General features: G+C 70.3%; 20 protein-coding genes. 6 read left to right on the top strand and 14 right to left on the bottom strand.

Going from position 1 to position 20789, the window contains the following annotated elements; translation table 11 throughout:
- Window positions 1-5 precede the first annotated feature (5 nt).
- Window positions 6-1247 carry a sugar ABC transporter substrate-binding protein gene (locus ACPW96_RS00425; RefSeq protein ID WP_425822754.1) on the bottom strand — a complete coding sequence of 414 codons (1242 nt, stop codon included), beginning with the start codon at window positions 1245-1247 and terminating at the stop codon, window positions 6-8.
- 259 nt (window positions 1248-1506) lie between these two features.
- Here ACPW96_RS00425 and ACPW96_RS00430 point away from each other — a divergent pair, with 259 nt between their 5' ends.
- Window positions 1507-1995, top strand: a complete 489-nt coding sequence (locus ACPW96_RS00430) for a YajQ family cyclic di-GMP-binding protein (protein WP_425881608.1) — start codon at window positions 1507-1509, stop codon at window positions 1993-1995.
- Window positions 1996-2199: 204 nt separating this feature from the next.
- On the opposite strand, the gene ACPW96_RS00435 is transcribed toward ACPW96_RS00430, so the two are convergent.
- Window positions 2200-3231 (bottom strand): alpha/beta hydrolase, encoded by a 1032-nt coding sequence (locus ACPW96_RS00435; protein ID WP_425881609.1) that lies wholly within the window; start codon window positions 3229-3231, stop codon window positions 2200-2202.
- 75 nt (window positions 3232-3306) lie between these two features.
- Here ACPW96_RS00435 and ACPW96_RS00440 point away from each other — a divergent pair, with 75 nt between their 5' ends.
- A complete protein-coding gene (locus tag ACPW96_RS00440) occupies window positions 3307-4962 on the top strand; it encodes an alkaline phosphatase D family protein (protein ID WP_425881610.1) in 1656 nt (551 codons plus the stop codon).
- 20 nt (window positions 4963-4982) lie between these two features.
- Here ACPW96_RS00440 and ACPW96_RS00445 read toward each other — a convergent pair whose 3' ends face one another.
- The 4 genes from ACPW96_RS00445 to ACPW96_RS00460 all read right to left on the bottom strand — a co-directional run bounded on the left by ACPW96_RS00445 (window position 4983) and on the right by ACPW96_RS00460 (window position 8878).
- Window positions 4983-6374, bottom strand: a complete 1392-nt coding sequence (locus tag ACPW96_RS00445) for an FAD-dependent oxidoreductase (RefSeq protein ID WP_425881611.1) — start codon at window positions 6372-6374, stop codon at window positions 4983-4985.
- A gap of 71 nt (window positions 6375-6445) precedes the next feature.
- Window positions 6446-7507, bottom strand: coding sequence for a polyprenyl synthetase family protein (locus ACPW96_RS00450; RefSeq protein ID WP_425881612.1), 1062 nt, complete (start codon window positions 7505-7507; stop codon window positions 6446-6448).
- 41 nt (window positions 7508-7548) lie between these two features.
- Window positions 7549-8277, bottom strand: a complete 729-nt coding sequence (locus tag ACPW96_RS00455) for a demethylmenaquinone methyltransferase (RefSeq protein ID WP_425881613.1) — start codon at window positions 8275-8277, stop codon at window positions 7549-7551.
- 22 nt (window positions 8278-8299) lie between these two features.
- Window positions 8300-8878 (bottom strand): DUF402 domain-containing protein, encoded by a 579-nt coding sequence (locus tag ACPW96_RS00460; RefSeq protein ID WP_425822740.1) that lies wholly within the window; start codon window positions 8876-8878, stop codon window positions 8300-8302.
- Between the two features lie 22 nt (window positions 8879-8900).
- On the opposite strand from ACPW96_RS00460, the gene ACPW96_RS00465 reads away from it, so the two are divergent.
- Both ACPW96_RS00465 and ACPW96_RS00470 read left to right on the top strand, forming a co-directional pair.
- Window positions 8901-10199 (top strand): isochorismate synthase, encoded by a 1299-nt coding sequence (locus tag ACPW96_RS00465; protein ID WP_425881614.1) that lies wholly within the window; start codon window positions 8901-8903, stop codon window positions 10197-10199.
- Window positions 10196-11449 carry an amidohydrolase family protein gene (locus tag ACPW96_RS00470; RefSeq protein ID WP_425881615.1) on the top strand — a complete coding sequence of 418 codons (1254 nt, stop codon included), beginning with the start codon at window positions 10196-10198 and terminating at the stop codon, window positions 11447-11449. The genes ACPW96_RS00465 and ACPW96_RS00470 overlap by 4 nt, the downstream gene beginning before the upstream one ends.
- Here the strand turns inward: ACPW96_RS00470 and ACPW96_RS00475 are convergent.
- The 5 genes from ACPW96_RS00475 to ACPW96_RS00495 all read right to left on the bottom strand — a co-directional run bounded on the left by ACPW96_RS00475 (window position 11446) and on the right by ACPW96_RS00495 (window position 16662).
- A complete protein-coding gene (locus ACPW96_RS00475; protein WP_425881616.1) occupies window positions 11446-13161 on the bottom strand; it encodes a DUF885 domain-containing protein in 1716 nt (571 codons plus the stop codon). The two genes, ACPW96_RS00470 and ACPW96_RS00475, sit on opposite strands and share 4 nt — an antisense overlap.
- Before the next feature lie 137 nt (window positions 13162-13298).
- Complete coding sequence (locus ACPW96_RS00480) at window positions 13299-13448, bottom strand: hypothetical protein (RefSeq protein ID WP_425881617.1); 150 nt, start codon at window positions 13446-13448, stop codon at window positions 13299-13301.
- A gap of 103 nt (window positions 13449-13551) precedes the next feature.
- On the bottom strand, window positions 13552-14415 hold the full coding sequence (locus ACPW96_RS00485) for a polyphosphate kinase 2 family protein (RefSeq protein ID WP_425881618.1): 864 nt from the start codon (window positions 14413-14415) through the stop codon (window positions 13552-13554).
- A gap of 18 nt (window positions 14416-14433) precedes the next feature.
- On the bottom strand, window positions 14434-16215 hold the full coding sequence (menD, locus tag ACPW96_RS00490; protein ID WP_425881619.1) for a 2-succinyl-5-enolpyruvyl-6-hydroxy-3-cyclohexene-1-carboxylic-acid synthase: 1782 nt from the start codon (window positions 16213-16215) through the stop codon (window positions 14434-14436).
- A gap of 3 nt (window positions 16216-16218) precedes the next feature.
- Complete coding sequence (locus ACPW96_RS00495) at window positions 16219-16662, bottom strand: PLD nuclease N-terminal domain-containing protein (protein ID WP_425822726.1); 444 nt, start codon at window positions 16660-16662, stop codon at window positions 16219-16221.
- Window positions 16663-16772: 110 nt separating this feature from the next.
- On the opposite strand from ACPW96_RS00495, the gene ACPW96_RS00500 reads away from it, so the two are divergent.
- Window positions 16773-17075, top strand: coding sequence for a hypothetical protein (locus ACPW96_RS00500; protein WP_425881620.1), 303 nt, complete (start codon window positions 16773-16775; stop codon window positions 17073-17075).
- A 49-nt stretch (window positions 17076-17124) separates the two neighbouring features.
- Here the strand turns inward: ACPW96_RS00500 and ACPW96_RS00505 are convergent, their stop codons facing one another.
- Complete coding sequence (locus ACPW96_RS00505) at window positions 17125-18105, bottom strand: 1,4-dihydroxy-2-naphthoate polyprenyltransferase (protein ID WP_425881621.1); 981 nt, start codon at window positions 18103-18105, stop codon at window positions 17125-17127.
- A 90-nt stretch (window positions 18106-18195) separates the two neighbouring features.
- On the opposite strand from ACPW96_RS00505, the gene ACPW96_RS00510 reads away from it, so the two are divergent.
- Window positions 18196-18567: a VOC family protein gene (locus tag ACPW96_RS00510; protein WP_425822719.1), complete on the top strand. Its 372-nt coding sequence runs from the start codon at window positions 18196-18198 to the stop codon at window positions 18565-18567.
- Here ACPW96_RS00510 and ACPW96_RS00515 read toward each other — a convergent pair.
- Window positions 18557-19741 (bottom strand): AMP-binding protein, encoded by a 1185-nt coding sequence (locus ACPW96_RS00515; RefSeq protein WP_425822717.1) that lies wholly within the window; start codon window positions 19739-19741, stop codon window positions 18557-18559. The two genes, ACPW96_RS00510 and ACPW96_RS00515, sit on opposite strands and share 11 nt — an antisense overlap.
- Before the next feature lie 7 nt (window positions 19742-19748).
- A complete protein-coding gene (locus tag ACPW96_RS00520) occupies window positions 19749-20771 on the bottom strand; it encodes a 1,4-dihydroxy-2-naphthoyl-CoA synthase (RefSeq protein WP_425881622.1) in 1023 nt (340 codons plus the stop codon).
- Window positions 20772-20789: the final 18 nt, after the last annotated feature.

A 20789-nucleotide genomic window follows, 5' to 3' on the forward strand; every position in this document is an offset into this window, starting at 1 on the left:
ACCGACTAACCGTCGATCTTGGCCTGGATGTCCTCGGTCATCTTCGTCCACGTGGCCGCCGGGTCGGCGCCCTTGATGATCGCGGCTTCAGCGACACCCCACGCCTCCCACACGCTGCCCATCTCGGGGATGCTCGGCTGCGGGGCGCCGTTGGCTCCGACGTCACCGAAGCCCTTGGTGATGGGATCGGACTGCGCTGCCTCGTAGGCGGCCTTCAGCGCTGGGGGACGATCTCCCACCTCGTAGAGGGCCGTCTGCACGTCTTCGCGCGCCATGTAGTTCACGAGGAACTCATTCGCGGCGAGCGTGTTCTCCGACTTCGCGCTGAGATAGAAGCCCTGCACGCCCACGAACGGCGCGGCGACCTCGCCACCCGCGGTCGGGATCGGGTCGATCGCGACCTCGATGCCCTTGGCCTGCGCGTCGGCAACGTTCCACGGTCCGGTGATGATGAACGGCGTCTCACCCGAGTTGAAGGCCTCTTTCGAGAGATCCTGCGTCAGGTTGAGGTTCACCGTGCCTGCGGCACCCTGCTGACCGAGCCAATTCGCGTACGCGAGGCCGGCCTCGTCGCCGATCGTGAGCTGCGAACCGTCGTAGGTCCCGTCCTCGTTCTGCGCGAAGACCGAGTTGCCGAACGAGGTCTGGAATCCGTAGAGGTGATACGGATCGGCGTTCTCGGGGTTCAGTCCGACGACGAAGGGGTACTTCGTTCCCGCCGCGGCGCCCGCAGCGATCATGTCATCGAACGTCGCCGGGGCTTCGCTGGCGAGAGCGGTGTTGCGCATCAGCGCGATGTTCTCGATCGCGTACGGCAGACCGTAGACCTTGTCGTCATAGGTGAAGGCCGAGATGGCGACGTCGAGGAAGTCGCCTGCCTTGTCGCCGATCTCGATCGGTGCCACGAGGCCGTCCTGAACGAACTGGCCGAGCGCATCGTGGGCGGCGATCGTGATGTCGGGACCCTTGCCGGTCGGCACCTGAGCCGTGAAGTCAGCGGCGATCTTCGCGTTGTCCTTCACCACGAGCGTCACGTCGACGCCGGTCTCCTCCTCGAACGTCGCGACGACGTCCTTCAGCGCATCCGCGCGGTTCTGGTCGACCCAGACGGTCAACTCTCCAGCCATCTCGGGTGCGGACGAGGGGGTGTCCCCGCTCTCGCCGCCGCCGGCGCAGCCGGCGAGTACCAGCATGCTTCCTGTCACGAGCGCGCCGAGTGCGAGCGCGCCGCTCCTGTTCACCTTCATCGGTGTTGCCTTCCTCACGTGTGGGAATGAGTGCAGCCGTCGCGGCACCGGGGGCGCCATTGCAGCCGTTCCTCTGCTCGCATTTATGCAAGCGCTTACATTTCTATCATCGCCGCCCGAAACGTCCTCACCTCGCTGGGCCATCGATATCAACTCGTGACCCAACCCGCAGGCCGAGCCGCGAGTCGGCACTCCGACTCTGGAACCCCTCGCTCCCCGGCGCCTGCACCGACATCGCACGCCCCGATAGACTTTCCGCATGGCTGATTCATCGTTCGACATCGTCAGCAAGGTCGATCACCAGGAGGCGGACAACGCCCTGCAGCAGGCGCGCAAAGAGGTCGAGCAGCGCTACGACTTCAAGGGCACCGGCGCGTCGGTCGAGTGGAGCGGCGAGGCGATCCTGATCAAGGCGAGCTCGGAGGAACGGGCGAAGGCGGTGCTGGATGTGCTGCAGAGCAAGTTCGTCAAACGCGGCATCAGCCTGAAGAGCCTCGAGTCGGGAGATCCGGTGGCCAGCGGCAAGGAATACCGCATCACCTCCACGATCAAGGACGGCATCTCGCAGGAGAACGCCAAGAAGATCGGCAAGATCATCCGCGACGAGGGACCGAAGTCGGTCAAGTCGCAGATCCAGGGCGACGAGCTGCGCGTGCAGTCCAAGAGCCGCGACGACCTGCAGTCGACCATCGCGCTGCTGAAGAACGCCGACCTCGACGTCGACCTGCAGTTCATCAACTTCCGCTGAGGCCCGCTGCGCGAGTGTCCGGAGGGACTCCTCGGCGCTGCGCACCGTACCGACTCGCGTGGGGATCGAGGCCTATCGCGACCTTCGCGGAGGGAGGGTTCCTCCGCGACGTGACCTCAATGTACGCGGATCGTCGGCCGAACGCGGACTCACGCGGGGTCGTGATCCGCTACATCGACGGCCGGTGATATCGCCCCTCGCGACTCAGTCGTAGGTTGCGGGCGACAGGGGCAGGCGCTTGGTGCCCAGGCACCCCATCACCCACCGGTCCAATCGTTCGTACGCCACATCCCGCGCGTCCGCACGCGAGAGGAAGACGTCGTGGAGCGCGCCCGGAACGCGCTCGACGGTGACGGATTCCCCCAGCTTGAGCGCGGCGCGGGCGATGTCGTCGACGACCAGCACGGTGTCGGCGCGGGTGAGGTCGTCGGACCACCGGGTCGGCACCGCCGACTTGGCCGAAAGCAGCGTGCACACCGGAGCTTGGATGCCGAGGCCCAGCGCGACCTTGGAGTGCCCGACGAGGATGGCGTTGAGCCAGGCGCTGTGCACCGTCCAGGACTGCTCGGGGCGCCACTCCGGGCGCACGTCCAGGTCGGCACCGCGCGCCTCGCGCTGGGCGCGCGTGTAGAAGCCGAAGTCGACCTGCGGCAGGGTCTCCAACGGTCGCAGCCGCGCCTGCAGCCCGACCATCGGCGCCACCGCGACGCGGGTGACGGCGCTGAGCTGGAATTCCAGCCACGGGCTGTTCAGGATGACGGCGTCCGCCTCCCCCGGGTGGCTCCCCGCCCAGAGGCTCAGCACGAGCCCTCCGGTGGAGTGGCCGATGAGCACCAGCCGCCTCTCGTGCTTCGAGCCGTCGAGCGGTCGGCCCATCGCGGAGAGGGCGGCCGCGATGTCGTCGTCGTAGGTGTCGAGGTCGGCGATGTAGCCCGGGGTCTGCCCGGGGCGCAGGCTGCGTCCGTATTTCCGCAGGTCGAGGGCGTAGAAGTGCGCGCCCCGGTCGGTCCAGTACTTGGCGAGGCTGCGTTGGAAGAAGTAGTCCGACCAGCCGTGCACGTACAGCACATCGACGTCCTCGAGCGGCGGCCGCGGCATCCGCCACCACTCGTGATGAGCGAGCGCGCGCACCAGCGTCGCGACGACGGGACCCTCGCTGTCGTCGTCGAGCGGCAGCGTCAGCTGCCGGAAGGGCTCCCCCAGAACGTCGGGCTGCCACTCCGGGGTCTCGGTCACCCGGCCAGCCTAGCGACGGGTCGGCCGACGACCCGACCCGTGGCAGGCGCTTGCCGGGGGCGCTAGACATGGACCATGGCATCCACTCCGCTCCTCATCGGTCCGATGCTGCGCTACACCGCCGAGACCTGTGCGAGCGTGTGGGTGGAGACTGACCGCGACGCCACGGTGAGCGTGCACGCCGGCGAGCGGGAGTGGAGCGCCCGAACGTTCGCCGTTCACAGTCACCACTACGCGCTCGTCGCCGTGGACGACCTCGTACCGGGATCCGTGCTGCCGTACGAGGTGCGGTTGGACGGCGAGCGCGTGTGGCCCGAGCCGGACTCTGCCTTCCCGGCGCCCGTCATCGCCGCCCGCGCCGCCGAGCGGCCCCTGCGCATGGCATGGGGCTCGTGCCGGACGAGCGTCGATCACGATGCGAAGGGAAACCGCACACACGGCGTCGACGCGATGCGCACATTCGCGCTGGCGCTGGCCGAGCACGCGTCGCTGCGCCCGGACCTCATCCTCCTGCTGGGCGACCAGGTGTACGCCGACATGACGACGGAGGCGATGCAGGAGTTCATCCGCGGCCGGCGGGACATCAGCGAGCCGCCCGGCAAGGAGCTCAAAGATTTCGAGGAGTACGCCCACCTCTACCGGCTCGCGTGGTCGGACGATGGCATCCGGTGGCTGCTCTCGACGGTGCCGAGCGCCATGATCTTCGACGACCACGACGTGCGTGACGACTGGAACGCCTCGCTGGACTGGAAGAAGCAGATGGATGCCACGTCCTGGTGGCACGGCCGCATCGTCGCCGGGCTGGCCTCGTACTGGGTGTATCAGCACCTCGGCAACCTCTCGCCGGCGCAGCGCGCGGCCGACGAGATCTGGCAGCGGATCGTCGCTCACACCGGTCCCGGCGAGGCGGATGTGAGCGACGCGCTCGACGCCCTCGCCGATCGCATCGACCGCCAGCCGGACACGTACCGTTTCAGCTATCACCGCGACTTCGGCGGCATCCGTCTGGTGGTCATCGACTCGCGGGCCGCACGCGATCTGACCCCCACCGCCCGCGCACTGGTCGACTCCACCGAATGGCAGTGGCTGGATGAGCAGCTGCGGGGTGGGTTCCGGCATCTGCTGATCGCGAGCTCCCTCCCGTTCCTGCTGCCCATCGGACTGCACCACGTGGAGTCATGGGACGAGGCCGTCTCGCAGGGCGCCTGGGGGAGGTTCCCCGCGCGGATCGGTGAGCGCCTGCGGCAGATCGTCGACCTCGAGCACTGGGCCGCCTGGCAGAACAGCTTCCAGGCGCTGGCCCGAACCCTCACCGAGATCGCCGACGGTGGCCGCGGCCCGGCGCCGGAGTCGCTTTTGATCCTCTCCGGCGACGTGCACTTCTCCTATATCGCCGAGGTGGAGCGATCCGGCGGCGGCCGCATCGTGCAGGCCGTGTGCTCGCCGGTTCGCAACCCGCTGCCGATTCTCATGCGCTGGTTCTCGGTCGTGATGTCGTACGGCCTCGCCCGACCCGTGGGCGCCGTCGTAGCGCGCTCGGCGAAGGTGCCCGATCCGCCGTTCGAGTGGACCACGACCAAGGGACCCTGGTTCGACAACAACCTCTCGGTGCTCGTGGATACGCCGGACGGCCTGGAGCTGACGTGGCACAAGGGCGTCGTGCACGACGGTGACCAGCGGCATCCACGCATCGAGGAGGTCTCGCGGGTCGTGATCGGCGCCCGCACCTGAGCGGACTGAATCGGCTGGCGCTACTCGGCGCGCGAGACCTGCACCATCTCCTCGCGCGGGACGACCTTCACGCGGGCACGGCCGTGCGGCAGGCCGCGCGCGACCTCGTGCTGGTCGAGGCGGTGCCAGCCGTCGAGATCGGTCCACCGCACCGCACGGGCGTCGAGCAGCGCCGGGATGGACTCCTCCGACGGGTCGGAGGGCTGCCACCACGAGCCCTGATCGTTGATGAGGTGACGCACCGTCTCCATCGCGTCGGACTTGGTGTGGCCGATCAGACCCACCGGGCCGCGCTTGATCCAGCCGGTCGCGTACACCCCGGGCACGCGCTCATTGGAGTCCTTGTGCAGGGCCTGGCCCTCGTGGTTCGGGATGACGCCGTGACGCTTGTCGAACGGTACGCCTGGCAGCGGCGATCCGAAGTAGCCGACCGCCCGGTAGATCGCCTGCACCGGCACCTCGCGGATCTCCCCTGTTCCCACAACGCCACCCTCGCCGTCGGGGCGGGTGCGCTCGTACACGAACGACGACACCCGGCCCTCGGCGTCCTTGCGCACCTCCAGCGGCTTCGCCCAGAAGTGCAGGTGCAGCCGGCGGGATGCCCGTTCGACAGGCTCAGGGGCCGAGGCGTAGTTGTTCGCCGAAGGGCGCTTGCGCCACGCCTGGAGCACCCGATCGATGACCATGACCTGCTTGTTGCTGGCGATCGCCGCGCGCGACGCGTCGTCGTAGTCGAAGTCCTCGTCGTACACCACCATGTCGACGTCGCGCAGCTCGCCCAGCTCCCGCAGCTCGAGCGGGGTGAACTTCACCTGGGCCGGGCCCCGGCGGCCGAAGACGTGCACGTCCGTGACGGGGCTGGAGCGGAGTCCCTCGTAGACGTTCTCGGGGATCTCGGTGGGAAGCAGGTCGTCGACGTGCTTGGCCAGCATGCGCGATACGTCGAGCGCCACGTTGCCGTTGCCGATCACGGCGACCGACTCGGCCGTGAGCGGCCAGGTGCGCGGCACATCGGGGTGGCCGTCGAACCAGCTCACGAAGTCGGCCGCGCCGTACGACCCCGCGGCCTCGATGCCGGGGATGTCGAGGCTCGTGTCGCGGATGGCGCCTGTCGCGAAGATCACCGCGTTGTAATGGCGCTTGAGGTCGTCGAGGGTGATGTCCGCGCCGTAGCGGACGTTGCCGAAGATGCGGATGTCGCCGCGGTCGAGCACCTCCCTCAAGGCACTGACGATGCCCTTGATGCGCGGGTGATCGGGCGCGACGCCGTAGCGGACCAGGCCGTAGGGCGCCGGGAGCTGCTCGAAGAGGTCGATGGAGACATCGAACTTGCGCTCGGCCTTGAGCAGGATGTCGGCGGCGTAGATGCCGGCGGGGCCCGCGCCGACGATGGCCAATCGAAGCTTGGTCATGGGTCTTCTCTTTCCGTTCCCCGGTCCGTACGGCGGTCCCGGAGCCTGTGGTCTGGCTGAGCCCGCGAAGGTCAGCTGGTGCGGTCGGCGACAGCGTCGGCGAAACGCGTGAGCGCGTCGCGCACGGCTCCGCGGGGCAGCGGAGCGAGCGCCTCGACGGCCGCCTGCGACCACTCGTGTGCGAGCGCCCGGGTGCTCTCGGTGGCGTCGTCGTCGCGCAGCTGGTCGAGTTCGTGGTCGAGGATGCGGGGATCCGCGCCGTCGGCGATCTGCGCCACGCCGTGATCGATCCTGCTGCGGAGGGCGCGCGACGCGGCGTCATCCCGGGCGCTCAGCAGGAGATACGGCATGGTCGGCACGCCCGCGCGCAGGTCGGTCCCCGGCACCTTGCCGGTGTCCTCGGGATTGGGCGAAAGGTCGATGACATCATCCATCAGCTGGAAGGCCACGCCCACCTTGTCGCCGTACACGGCCATCGGCGCCTCGAGCTCCTCGGGTGCGTTGGAGAAGATGATGCCCGCCTGCGCGGATGCCGCGATCAGCGACCCGGTCTTGTCCGAGAGCACCTCGAGGTAGAACTCGATCGGATCATCGCCCGGCTGGGGGCCGACGGTCTCGTGCATCTGGCCGAGCACGAGGCGCTCGAAGGTGTCGGCCTGCAGGCGGATGGCGCGGTCGCCCATGTGCGCCATCAGCTGGCTCGCTCGGGAGAAGAGCAGATCGCCCGTCAGGATGGCCACGCTGTTGCCCCACACCGCGTGCGCGCTGGGCACGCCGCGACGCCGGTCGGCGCCATCCATCACGTCATCGTGATACAGGCTCCCCAGGTGCGTCATCTCGAGCGCCTTCGCCGCGTCGATGACACCCGGGATGTTGCCGTCTCCGAGCTGCGCCGTGAGCAGCGTGAGGAGGGGACGCACGCGCTTGCCGCCCGCTTCATACAGATACCGGCTCGCGGAGTCGGCCAGTGCATCGGTGACGCGCAGGTCGAGCGCCAGCCCGTCCTCGACGAGGTCGAGGCCCGCCTCGACCTTCGACAGCAGCCGCCCTGCCTGGGGACCGATGAAGATGCGGTCGCTGAGGCCGAGTCTGCTCGCCAGGCGCGAGCCCGACGCGGAGGGGCTCGGTGTCACTCCCTCAGCCTACCCGGGTGCCGGGCGGAGACGGGTTCGGGTCAGGAGGGCTTGGTCGCCCGGTGCAGGGCCACGATGCCGAATGACAGGTTGCGGTAGGCGACATCCGCCCAGCCGGCTTCGCGGATCCAGCCGGCGAGCGTGCGCTGATCGGGCCAGTCCCGGATCGACTCGTTGAGATACTCGTAGGCCTCGGCGTTCGAGCTGACCGATTTGGCGACGACGGGCAGCACCCGGTTGTTGTAGAACCCGTAGAGCCCGTTGAAGCCGCGCGACGGAGGATGCGAGAACTCGCACACCACGAGACGACCTCCGGGCTTTGTGACCCGCAGCAGCTCCGCGAGCGCCTTGCGGGGATCGTTCACATTGCGCAGGCCGAACGACATCGTGACGGTGTCGAACGAGGCGTTCTCGAACGGGAGGTTCGTGGCATCCGCTTCGGCGAAGGTGAGATTCCGGATGCCGCCGTGCCGGCGACGCCCCTCGGCGATCATGCCCGGCGAGAAGTCGGCCGCGACCACCTCGGCGCCGCTGCGCGCGAGGGAGACGGATGACGCGCCGGTGCCCGCCGCGAGGTCGAGGATCCGCTGGCCGGGCTTCGGGGCGACAGCCCGCGTGGTCGCCGCGCGCCACAGCTGATCGTTCCCCATACTGAGGACCGTGTTCGTGCGGTCGTAGTTCTTCGCGACCTGGTCGAACATGCCGCTCACCCGCGCCGGATCCTTGCCGAGGTCGGCGCGGTTGGGCTCGGAAGCGTCGTGCGGTGTCACGGGGTCGAGTCTAGGGCGCGCGTCAGCAAGCCGGGGGTTTGGGGCGGAGCCCCATCGGGGCGCGCGGGAGATCCTTCAGCACGGCGAACCAGTGCTCGGCGGTCGACGCATCGAAGGGTGCTTCGTGTGCCGTCACGCGCACTTCCAAGTTTACCGCGAGCGCTTCGAGCCGTTCGACGATGTGCAGGGGGTAGCCGTACCGCACGCGATGCTCGTCCCACTCGTCGCGGTCGTCGATGTAGATGCCGCGAACGGCATGGTCGACGACATCGAGATCCATGTCGATCCCGGTCGGCTCGCCGTTCTCCGACCAGCGGAGATCCCACGCGATGTCGATGTAGATCCGCGTCCGGTTCGGCGGCGCGTTCATGGTCAGCGCGTAGTCGCCGCTGGGCGGCAGCAGCGTGATGTCGGCGTGCTCGATCACCACATCGCGACCCGGCCGGGAGCTGTGCGATCCGGCCGGCTGTCCGAACCAGTCGCCCCACCGATCGGAGCCCAGGTAGTAGCAGTCGTGCTGCCAGTGCGGGGACCCGTCCCACTTGCGCCAGCGGAACGTCAGCCGGGTGCCCGGGATGGGGCGCATCGGCTCTGGGGTCACCCTCCGAGTCTAGGCTGGAGGTGTGACCGACCCCGCCTCCGCCGACGTCCCTCGGCTGCGGGTCACCACGCGGGCGATCGAGTCCATCGACGATGTGCTGGCGTACGCCGATCCGGATTCCCCGCTGTACTGGATGCGCCGCGGAGACGGCATCGCCGGCATCGGCAGCGCGCTCACCTTGCGTCTCAACGGCTCGCCGGCGGGTGAGCGGATGCCGCGGGCGCCACGGTTCGCGGCGCGTTGGCGGGAGCTCGCCGCCGTCGCGACGGTCGATGACGAGGTGGTGCTCCGCGGCACGGGCCTCGTGGCTTTCGGCGCCTTCGCCTTCGACGACCGATCGCCTCGTCCGAGCGTGCTGGTCGTGCCGAGGGTCGTCGTCGGCCGACGTGCCGGCCGGTCGTGGATCACTCGCATCGAGCTCGACGACTCCGCCTCCGGCGACGCCAGGCACGGCGAGCCCATCCCGTACGGGCCCTACTGGTCCGCGACTCTGGGGCCCGGTGCTCAGGGACCGGCCGGGTACCAGGACTCGGTGCGCGAGGCGCTCGAGGCGGTCGCCTCCCACGAGGTCGGCAAGGTCGTGCTCGCCCGTGATCTCGTCGGCACCGTGCCGAGAGGCGCCGACCTGCGCCGCCTCGCGCGTGCCCTCGCGATCGGCTACCCGGACTGCTGGACGTATGCCGTGGACGGCATCATCGGCGCCAGTCCCGAGACACTCGTCACGGTGTCGGGCGGAACCGTGACCGCCCGTGTGCTCGCCGGCACCGCCCCACGGGGAGCCGACGCGGATGCGGACACCGCGGCATCCCTCGCCCTCGCCACCAGCGCCAAGGACCAGGACGAGCACCTCTACGCCGTGCAGAGCGTGCTTTCCTCGCTCCGTCCCCACACGAGCGCCCTCGCGGCGAGCGAGCAGCCCTTCACGCTGAAGCTGCCGAACGTCTTCCATCTGGCGACGGATGTCGAGGGCGATCTCTCGGACGGCGCTTCCTCGCTCGACCTCGTCGGAGCGCTGCATCCGACGGCGGCAGTGGCCGGCTCCCCGACGGCTGCCGCGATCGAGGTGATCCGGCGGCTCGAGCCGTTCGACCGCGGTCGCTACGCCGGGCCGGTCGGCTGGGTGGACGGGAACGGCGACGGCGAGTGGGCCATCGCCCTGCGGTGCGCCCAGTTCGATGTGTCAGAGGATTCCGCGGGCAGCGGGGAGACGATCCCCGTCACCGCGCACGCGGGTGCGGGGATCGTGGCCGGCAGCGACCCGGAGGCCGAACTGCTGGAGACCCGCGTGAAGTTCCGCCCCATCGTGGACGCCCTCGCATGACCGGCACCGTCCGCAGCCTCCTTCCCCACGGCGACGCGATCCTCACGAACCTGCGGCTCGTCGACGGTATCGACCCGGAACCGCGGGACGGCGTGGCCGTCGTGATCCGGGAGGGGGTCATCCGTGACATCGCCCCGGCGAGCTCCGTTCCTTCCGATGCGGGTGCCATCGACCTCGGCGGCGCGCACGTGATGCCCGGGCTCATCAACATGCACACGCACCTCTCGCTGTCGCTGCCGGGGCCGTCCGGCGACGCGGTGAGCGCGCTCGATGACCACGAGCTCGCCCTGTACATGGCGGACGGCGCCCGCCGCACCCTGTTGTCGGGAGTCACGACCGTGCGCTGCGTCGCGGAGAAGGGCGGGGCGGACTTCGCCCTCCGCCGGGCGATCGAGGCCGGTCTGGTGCCGGGCCCCCGCATCTTCACCGCCGGTCGAGCGCTCGCCTGCACCGGCGGGCACGGTCACGACACGGACGACACCCTCGAGTGCGACGGGCCCGTGGAATTCACCCGGGGAGTGCGCGGACAGCTGCGGGCCGGAGCGGATCTCATCAAGATCATGGTCTCCGGCGGCATCGCCGGCGAGCACGAGCAGATCACCACCCCGCAGCTCACGCGGGACGAGATGGCCGCAGCGATCTCCACCGCCCACGCCTGGGGGCGCAAGGTCACGGCGCACGCCGGTCCGGCGGCCGTCATCGCCGACGCGGTAGAGCTGGGCCTCGACTGCGTCGAGCACGGATACGAGCTCACGCCCGAGGTCGCGGCGCTCATGGCGGAGCGGGGCGTGGCGCTGGTGCCGACGCTCGTGGTCACGCGCGCGGGCTCCTTCTTCGACGAGCTCGGTGTGCCGGCGTGGATGCAGGAGCGCGCGCTCGGCGCGGCGGATCGGCACCTCGAGTCCTACCGCTTCGCATTGGATGCCGGCGTCGACGTGCTGCTCGGCAGTGACATGCCGCCATTCTGGGCCTTCGAGGGCACCTCGGCGACCGTCCGCGAGTTGGAGCACATGGAGCAGGGCGGCCTGGACCCGGTCGGCGCCATCCGCGCCGCCACCTTCCGCCCCGCGTCGTGGCTCGGGGTCGGGGACGAACTCGGCGCGCTGCGACCGGGCTACGCGGCCGACCTCATTGCGATGACAGAGGACCCGACTCGCGGGACGACAGCTCTGCGCGGCATCGACTTCGTGATGAAGGCGGGCGTGATCGTCCGCGACGATGCCGGCCGCGCGGCCCGGTCGTCGCTCTAGTCGCGCAGGAGCAGCCGGCGCAGGGGTCCCAGCCCCATCGGGCCGAAGCCCAGCGCCTCGCGGTGGAAGTCGCGCAGCGTGAACGCGTCGCCGCGTTCGGCCGCCCAGGCATCCCTCGCGTCGTGCCACAGGCGCGCGCCCACCTTGAACGCCAGCGCCTGCCCCGGCCAGCCCAGGTAGCGATCGACCTCGAAGCGCGCGAGCGCCGGTTCGACGAGGGCCCGCTCGACGAGCAGCCGGCGGGCGACCTCGGGCGTCCATTCCACGTCGTCGATGAGGGTGTTCGACGGGATGCCCCATCCCGTGTGCAAACCGATGTCGGCGACGATCCGCACGGCCCGCCAGATCTGGCCGAGCACGAGTCCCAGTCGCTCCGCGTCGTCGCGGATCAGGCCGAGCTCGTCGGCGAGCTGCTCCGCGTAGTGGGCCCAGCCCTCCGCGTAGCCGTGAATGTGGCAGAGATGGCGCTGCCACGGGTGCAAGCCGAGGTTGGACGCATTCATGACGTGCTCGAGATGGTGCCCGGGAACCCCCTCGTGATGGACGCTCGAGACCTCTTGCCACGTCGCGGCCGCCGGCACGCCGCTCGGGATCGTCCAGACGATGCGGCCGGGCTCGGAGCCGTCGGGGGGCGACGGCGTGTAGTAGACGACTCCGGCGGAGGACGGAGAGACGATGCACTCGACGTCGCGCACCGCGGGCGGGAGGTCGAAGGCGGTGCCGGACACGGCGTCGATCGTCTCGTGCACGCGCAGCGTCAGCCACTCCCGGATGGCGTCGATGCCCTCGAGCCGGTAGCGCGGATCGGAGTCCAAGATGTCTGCCGCCGAGCGGACCGGGTCGGCTCCGGTGCCGCCGAGCGGGGATGCGAGGAGCGTCGCCTCGTCCGTCAGTCGCTCGAGCTCCCTCCACCCGAAGGCATAGGTGTCGGCAACGTCGATGCGCGCGCCCAGCATAGCGGCGGCAAGGTCGCCGTATACGGCCTCACCTACCCCGTCCGCGGTTGGGGCGCTCGGCCGGAGGTCCTCCCGAAGGAACTCGGTGAGCCCGCGCAAGGCGGTGTTCGCCTCTTCGGCCGCCGCCCGGAAGTCGGCGCGATGCGCGGCATCCGCTCCCTCGAGAACCGTCAGCGAACCGAACCAGTCATCCGCCGCCCACGCCTCCACCTGGGCGGCGAGGGTGTCGATCTGCCGGACGGGCGCGACGCCCGTGCCGGAGAAGCGCCCGGCCAGCCCCTGTGCGCGTGACCACCGGAGAGTGTCGATGTACTGGCCGATCGCCCGGGGCACGGCGCGAAGGCGCGCGACGAGGCGCACACTTGCGGCATCCGGAGTCAGCTGCGCACCCTCGAATGAATAGCGGATGAGGTGGACGGGGCTGGCGAGCCCGGCGACGAGGCGCGTCGTGAAGCCGGTGTCGAAGAGCAGCCGCTCGCGCTCGACCCGCTCGCGCAGCGCCGCCCGAAGGGTCTCATCCCCGGCCGCCGGGGGCAGGGCGTCCAGGTCGGCGAGCGTGCGACGCTGCAGCGCGTACCGCTCGAGCAGCCACGCTGGTCCGATGTCGGCCAGCAGCGGCCCATTATCGCGACCGAGCGCCTGCGCGGCATCCGGCTCGTGCACGGCGAGCGCCGCGACATACCCGTCGGCGATCGCCCACACCTGGTCTCGGTCGCTGCGGTCGCCCACCTGGTCGTGCTCGCGCCTTCCCGTCATCCGGCCACCCTACGGGGCGACCGCTCGACGCTTCGTGACGGGGCCGACGAGCAACTTCGGAGAATGTCGCGTTTCTCGGCTTCCTCACCGGAGAAAGGGCCGACGTGCGCGACATCCTCCGAAGGAGGGAACGCCCGCTACTCCCCCACACGCGAGGCCACCCGGGAGTCCCGCGACTGCGGGGCGAACAGCATGCGGGCCAGCGTGGTGAGCATCGCCACGAATCCGCCGATCAGGGCAAGCGGCGCCCACCACCAGCCGGCCTTGAAGATGAGGATGAGCAACATCTATCTCAGCACGAGTGGACCGCCTCTCGCCGGGTGCACGGCATCGCGACGCGCGGAGGCCGTGTGCTCGGCGGGTTGCCGTGCACTCGGCGCAGAAAGCGGGTCAGGACGCGGCGAGCCGCGCCTTTTCCACCTCGACATCGAAGTCGGCCGCTGGCCACTGCGGGTCGATCTTCTCCAGCGCGTCCAGCAGCAGCCCCTGCACCGCGAGCCGCGCGTACCACTTGCGGTTCGCCGGGATGACGTGCCACGGTGCGACCTCGGTCGACGTACGGTCGAGCACCGTCTGGTAGGCCGCCATGTAATCGTCCCACCGCAGCCGTTCATCGACATCTCCCGGGTTGTACTTCCAGTGCTTGTCGGGCCGGTCAAGTCGCGCCTGCAGCCGCGCCTTCTGCTCGTCCTTGGAGATGTGCAGCATCACCTTGACGATGCGGATGCCTCGGCCGGCGACATCCGTTTCGAAGGCGTTGATCGCTTCGTATCGCCGCTCGATCTCCTCCGGCGGCACGAGGGAGCGAACGCGACCGATCAGCACGTCCTCGTAGTGCGACCGGTCGAAGACCCCGATCTTACCTGCCGCCGGCAGCTGCTTCTCGATGCGCCAGAGGAAGTCGTGCGCGAGCTCCTCCTCCGTCGGCTTCTTGAACGCCGCAAGATGGACGCCCTGCGGATCGACGGATCCGATCACGTGGCGGAGGATGCCGCCCTTCCCGGCAGTGTCCATGGCCTGCACGACGAGGAGAAGCGCATCCTTTGAATCTCCGCCCACCGAAGCGGCGTAGAGCCGCTCCTGCATACCGTCGAGGAACGGGGTCCCCTCTTCGAGATCGGCCGTGCCGTCGGCCTTCTTCCCCTCGTACCCCGGCGTGGATTCCGGGTCGCGGTCGGAGAGCCGGAAGCCGTCTCCGATTCGCAGGGCGTCGGAGGGATGGATCGTCCAGGAGGTCGCATCATCGTGACTCATGGAGCAATTGTGGCGGGCTCAGCGCGAAAGCGGCACCTCTATGAGCTGGCGTCCGACGACCGGCGCGGTGAGCGCCTGGTCGAGCGCGGCGCGCGTCGTCACGCGCGCATACTCCCAGCCGAAGGCGCGCGCCAGGTGCTCGAGCCCCACCGCCTGGGGCGTGTACAGCACTCGGTCCATGTCGGCGGGCGACGCGACGGCGGCGACCTCGAGTCCGTCGAAGATCGTGCCGCCCCCGTCGTTGCCGACGACGACCTGCAGGCGCGGTTCGTCCTCACCCGGGGGAAAGGCCAGCGCCCCGATGTCGTGCAGGAAGGCGAGATCGCCGAGCAGCACCCGGGTCACGCCGGGCGCTCCCCCGGCCTGGCTCCCGAGGGCGACGCCCGTGGCCGTCGCAATGGTGCCGTCGATGCCGGCGAGACCCCGGTTGGCATGCACCGGCACCTTCTTGCCGGCCAGCACGTCGTCGGCCACGCGGACGAGCCGGGACGACCCGAACATGAGGCGGTCGTGCGGCCAGGTGGCTCGCCACACAGCGTCGACGAGACCCTCGCGATCGAGTGGCCGCCGGACGGCCGCCAGCTCGGCGGCCACGGCGGCGAGCCGCTCGGCCGAGTCGGAGGACGAGAGCGCCGCCGTGTCGGGGGCGGGCGGGTCGAGATCGACGGATGCCGCGGCGGAGGCGCGCAGCCATGCGCCGAGCCATGACCGATCGGGCTCCCCCGTCGCAACGCGCACCGTGTCGGCGGCGATCGTCAGGCCGTTCAGGTTCAGCGGCTCGCCGGGGCCGCGCAGCGCCACGACCTCGACCTCCGGCCGGGACAGCAGGGCGGTCACCTCCCTGCTGAGGGTGGGGTGGCCCCAGACGACCGCGCGCTCGATCCGTCCACCGAGCTCCGCGTCGCGCAGGAGCGTGCGGTAGCCGCGCACCGCCTGCCGTCCGAAGCGAGCGCCGCTGACGATCTCGGCGACGAGCGGCCAGCCGCCCTCGAACGCGAGGGCCTCGGCATCCGGCCCCGCGTCAGCACCGGCGACGACCACCGTGCGCGGCCCTCGCTCGAGGATGAACGGCTCGTCCTGCGGCTCGGCGGGCTGATCGGCCTCGCCGATGCCCCCGCCTCCCTGGTACAGCGCCCCCGAGACGACCTCGGCGTCGGCGGGGACCTCAGGTTCCGGCGCAGGCTCGGCCCGCTCGAACCAGGGCGGCAGCTGCCCGCCCAACGGCTCGCGATACGGCACATTGAGATGCACCGGCCCCGCGGCACGAGTGCCTGCGCCCAGCGCGGCGGCGAATGCCTCGCCGGCGAGGGCGCGGAGCATCGCAGTGGATGACGAGTCTCCCACGTCGTCCACCTCTTCCGGGACCGGAAGATCGGCCTCCCATCGGGTGCTCGGGGCGAACATCCCCGGCTGACGCGTGGTCTGGTTGGCGCCGACGCCTCGGAGTTCCGGCGGCCGGTCGGCGGTGAGGATCATCACCGGCACTCCCGCGTGGTGGGCCTCGAGCGCCGCCGGCAGCAGGTTGGCAGCCGCGGTGCCGGACGTGCAGACCACGGCAACCGGCATTTGGGTCTCTCGTGCCAGGCCGAGAGCCGTGAAGCCCGCGACGCGCTCATCGATGCGCACGTGCAGGCGCACGTCGCCCCGGGCTTCCAGCCGGGCGGCGACGAGGGCCAGCGCCTGGGAGCGCGAGCCGGGGCTGAGGACGATGTGCCGGAGGCCGAGGGAGACGAGCTCGCCCAGCAGGGCGGCTGCGGCATCCGTCGCGGGTGACGAGACGCGCGGGGAGCGGTCGGTCACGCGTCAGCCGACGGCGCCGCGCTGGCCCCGGGTGTCGTCTCCGTCGGGGTCGGGGCCGGGCGAGGGCGTTCCGCCCGTCGCGCCCGCAGCGGGCGTCGGTCCGGTGGGCGGATTGCTCCACTTGGGGTCGTCGTCTTCGGCGTCGAGCTGAGCCAGCTCTTCTTCGAGGCGGCGGATGCGCTCGTCCTGGTCGCTCACCGTGCCGATGTGGTTGAGGAACTCGGGATCATCGTCGGGCGCTCGCATCGCCTTCGCGGTGCGTCTGCCGCTGCGGCCGACCACGAACCAGAGGAGGCCGCCGACGACGGGAAGCAGGACCACGATGGCGATCCAGGCGCCCTTGGACACACCACGGTGCCGGGTGGAGGGCTGCACGGCGCAGTCGACGATGCTGTAGACCCAGAAAGCGATCGCCAGCAACCCGAGGATGAGGAGCAGCCGTGTCACGCTCCCATCCTAGGCGCGTCGGCTCGCCTTCGGCTGGTCGTTGCCGAACTGTGAGCGGGTATACAGCAGGCCCGCCCGGAGGCGCGCAGACGGCGACCTAAACTGGACGGGTGAAGCTCCCACCGGTCGTCGTCTACACCGTTCTGCGGCTGCTCGCATTCCTCGTTCCGTTCGGCCTGCTGATGCTGATCCCGATCATGCGCGAGTATTACTGGCTGACCGCGATCTTCGCCGCGCTCATCGGGTTCAGTCTCTCGCTGCTCTTCCTCCGCCGCCCGCTCGCCGATGTCTCGGCATCCGTCGCCGCCCGCAGGGCACGCCCCGCCCGGGCGGAGGATACCCGCCCCGACGAAGACATCGAGGATGACGCGGTCGACGCGTCGCGCCGCGGCGAGGCATCCGGCGAACGCTGATCGGAGTTGGAGCCGGAGTTGGGGCCCGAGCCGGCGCTCTGCGGGCGCGTCAGCCGACGAACGCCCAGAACAGGATGGCGCCGTACGCGATCGACGTCAGTGACGTGAGCGCCAGCGCCACGACCAGCTCGCGCGGATCGCGGTAGGTCCACACGATGAGGATCGCGGGGATGCCGGCGAGCAGGGCCATCAGCGTGAGCCAGGCGATCGGGTAGAACACGGCGAGGTAGACGCCGATGACGAACGCGCCGAGTACGAAGAGGGTGAACAGCCACTGCGTCGCGCGCTTGCCGATCAGCACGGTCAGGGTGCGCTTGCCCGCGAGGCGGTCCTGGTCGATGTCGCGCAGGTTGTTGGCCAGCAGCACAGCGCAGGCGAGCAGGCCCGCCGCCACACCGCCGAACCAGGCCTCCTGGGGGATGATGAGGGCCTGCACCCAGGTCGTGCCGACCGTGGCGACGAGCCCGAAGAAGACGAAGACGAAGAGCTCGCCGAGCCCGTAGTACCCGTAGGGGCGCTTGCCGCCGGTGTAGAACCAGCCGGCCAGCAGGCACAGTGCGCCGACGAGCAGCAGCCACCACTGCTGCGTGCGGATGACGATCGCCAGCCCTGCGAGGGCCGCGATGAGGAAGAAGATGAGTGCGACCGTGAGCACCGCGCGAGGCTTCACACGCCGCGACGCCGTCAGGCGGGCTGGGCCCACGCGGTGGTCGTCCGTCCCGCGGACGCCGTCCGAGTAGTCGTTCGCGTAGTTGACGCCGATCTGCAGGGAGACCGCGACGACGAGGCAGGCCAGCGCGATGACCCAGTGGAGCTCGCCGGTCGTGAGCACCGCGGCACCGGTGCCGATGAGAACAGGGGTGAACGCGAGAGGAAGCGTGCGCAGGCGCGCGGCGCCCACCCAGTCGCGGAAGGTCGCCGGTTCGATCTTGCGCGGGTCGCGCGAAACGTGCGCCTTCTCCGGGTTCCCCCGCGGCTTCTGCTTCTTCGCCGGGGGACGCTTGCGGTTCTTGCTCGGGTTGCCTGCCACGAGAAGTGATCCTATGGCGCAGATGGGGTCGTCCGCGCCACGGCGTGCAGAGGGGTTGTCCGCCGACGCTCGTGCGAGAACACTGGACGCATGCTGACGATCGGGACGACGGTGCTCACCGTCGAAGACATCGACCGCGCCGGAGAGTTCTGGCGTGCGGCCCTGGGTTACGTCGACCGGGGCGAGCCGTCGGATGACTGGGTGATCCTCGACCCGCCGCAGAAGGGCACGTGGGACGGACCGGGCACGAGCATCGCGCTCTCGGTGACCGGCTATCCCCAGCACTATCCGCCGCGGCTGCACCTGGATCTCTACGCCGATGACCAGGCGGCGGAGATCCAGCGGCTGCTCGGGCTCGGCGCCCGGGAAGTCGACTGGGACGGGTATCCGGAGGACGCCGACTACGTGGTGCTCGAAGACACCGAGGGCAACCGCTTCTGCGTGGTGGACGTCAACGCGTAGACGGATTGCGCCGGGAGAGGCCCGCGACGGCGCGCCGGATGGCCTCGCGGTCCGGCTTGCCCGATGGGAGGGTGTCGAGCCGGTCCACGAGCACGAGGCGACCGGGGCGCGCGTGAGGTCCGACATCCGCTGCCACCGCGTCGCGCGCCTCCTGCAGCTGCGTCGACTCGCTGCGACGCAGGGCCTCGCCCCGGGGCGCCACCACGACGCTGGCCTCGCCCCACTTGGGATCGGGGACGCCGATCACCACGGCCGCCTCGAGCCCCGGAACGGCGCGCACGATGCGCTCGACGCGGTCGAGCGACACATTGATGCCACCCGAGACGATGACGTTGTCGATGCGGCCCCGCACGCGGACGACGCCGTCCTCCACGATGCCGGCATCGCCGGTGCGGTACCAGCGGGTGCGGTCGGGATCACGGGGGAACGCCGCATCCGTCAGCCCCTCATCCCCGAGATACCCGTCGGCGAGCGTCGGGCCCGCGATCTGCAGCTCGCCGCCCTTCTCGCGAACGCGGACGCCCGAGAGCGGGACGCCGTCGTAGACGCAGCCGCCGCTGGTCTCGGTGGACCCATAGGTGCGCACGACGCGCACGCCGGCGAGTGTCGCCCGCTCCAGCACGACCGGCGGCAGCGCCTGCCCGCCGACGAGGACAGCCGAGAAGGACCGCAGGGCCGCACGGACGGCCGACTCGTGCTCGGCCGCATCGAGCAGCAGGGTCAGCTGAGCCGGGACGAGGGAGGTGAACGTCGGTATTCGGATGCCGCCATCGCTCGAGGCCATGGTGAGGGCGGCGGCGGTGAACGCCTGCGCCGAGAAGGTGCCGGAGAGCAGGGCCGGCTCCCTGCCCTGCACGAGCGAGCGGACGAGCACCTGAAGGCCGGCGACGTAGCTGGCCGGCAGGGCGAGCAGCCAGGAGCCCTCGCCGATCCGCTCCGCCGTGGCCAGGGCGCTCGCGGTGAGGGCGTTGCGGCTGAGGGCGACGTTCTTGGGCGTGCCGGTCGAGCCGGAGGTCGCCACGACGACCGCCGTGCCGGCAGGCACTTCGGGCGGAGCGGCGGCCTGGGCGCCGAGCATGCCGAGGCCCACCGCCGGTCCCCCGCCGTTGAGGGCGGCCCGCAGCGCACGGAGCAGGTCGCGCGGGTCATCGCCCGCGACGGGTTCCAGCCTCATGAGGGCATCAGTAGTGCCACGGGTATGGCGCCCAGTCGGGCTCGCGCTTCTCGAGGAAGGCATCCCGGCCCTCCACCGCCTCGTCGGTGCCATAGGCCAGGCGCGTCGCCTCGCCGGCGAAGACCTGCTGGCCGACCAGGCCGTCGTCGACGGCGTTGAAGGCGAATTTGAGCATGCGGATGGCCGTCGGTGACTTGGTCAGGATGCCGCGGGCCATCTTGATCGCCTCGCGCTCCAGCTCGGCATGCGGCACGACGCGGTTGACGGCCCCCATCTCGTACGCCCGCTGTGCCGAGTACTCCTCGGCGAGGAAGAAGACCTCCCGGGCGAACTTCTGGCCGATCTGCCGGGCGAAGTACGCGGAGCCGTAGCCGGCGTCGAACGACCCGACATCGGCATCCGTCTGCTTGAAACGACCGTGCTCCGCGGACGCGATGGACAGGTCGCAGACGACGTGCAGGGAGTGACCGCCGCCCGCCGCCCACCCGGGGATCACCGCGATCACGGCCTTCGGCATGAAGCGGATGAGGCGCTGCACCTCGAGGATGTGGAGGCGACTCATGGCCGAGAGGGTGGACCCCTCATCGGTCCCTGAGCCCGTCGAAGGGTCGGTCCCTGAGCCCGTCGAAGGGTCGGTCCCTGAGCCCGTCGAAGGGTCGGTCCCCGAGCCCGTCGAAGGGTCGGCCGCCGGGGCATACTGGTAGCCGTGGCGGCCGCGGATGCGCTGGTCGCCGCCGGAGCAGAACGCCCATCCGCCGTCCTTCGCACTCGGGCCGTTGCCGGTCAGCAGCACGACCCCGATGCGTGGGTCCTGCCGGGCGATGTCCAGCGCTCGGTAGAGCTCGTCCACCGTGTGCGGGCGGAACGCGTTGCGCACCTCGGGCCGGTGGAACGCGATGCGCGCGATGCGGCCGTCGGTGGAGACGTGCGCCGTGATGTCGGTGTATGCGTCGGCACCGTCGCTGTCCAGGGCGCCGGGTGCCGGCATCCACTCTTCGGCGTCGAAGAGCTCCGAAACGGGATGAGCCATTGCCTTAGCCTATGGCTG

Source organism: Micromonospora sp. DT81.3, assembly GCF_049847225.1.
In the GTDB taxonomy this organism is placed as follows: domain Bacteria; phylum Actinomycetota; class Actinomycetes; order Actinomycetales; family Microbacteriaceae; genus Microbacterium.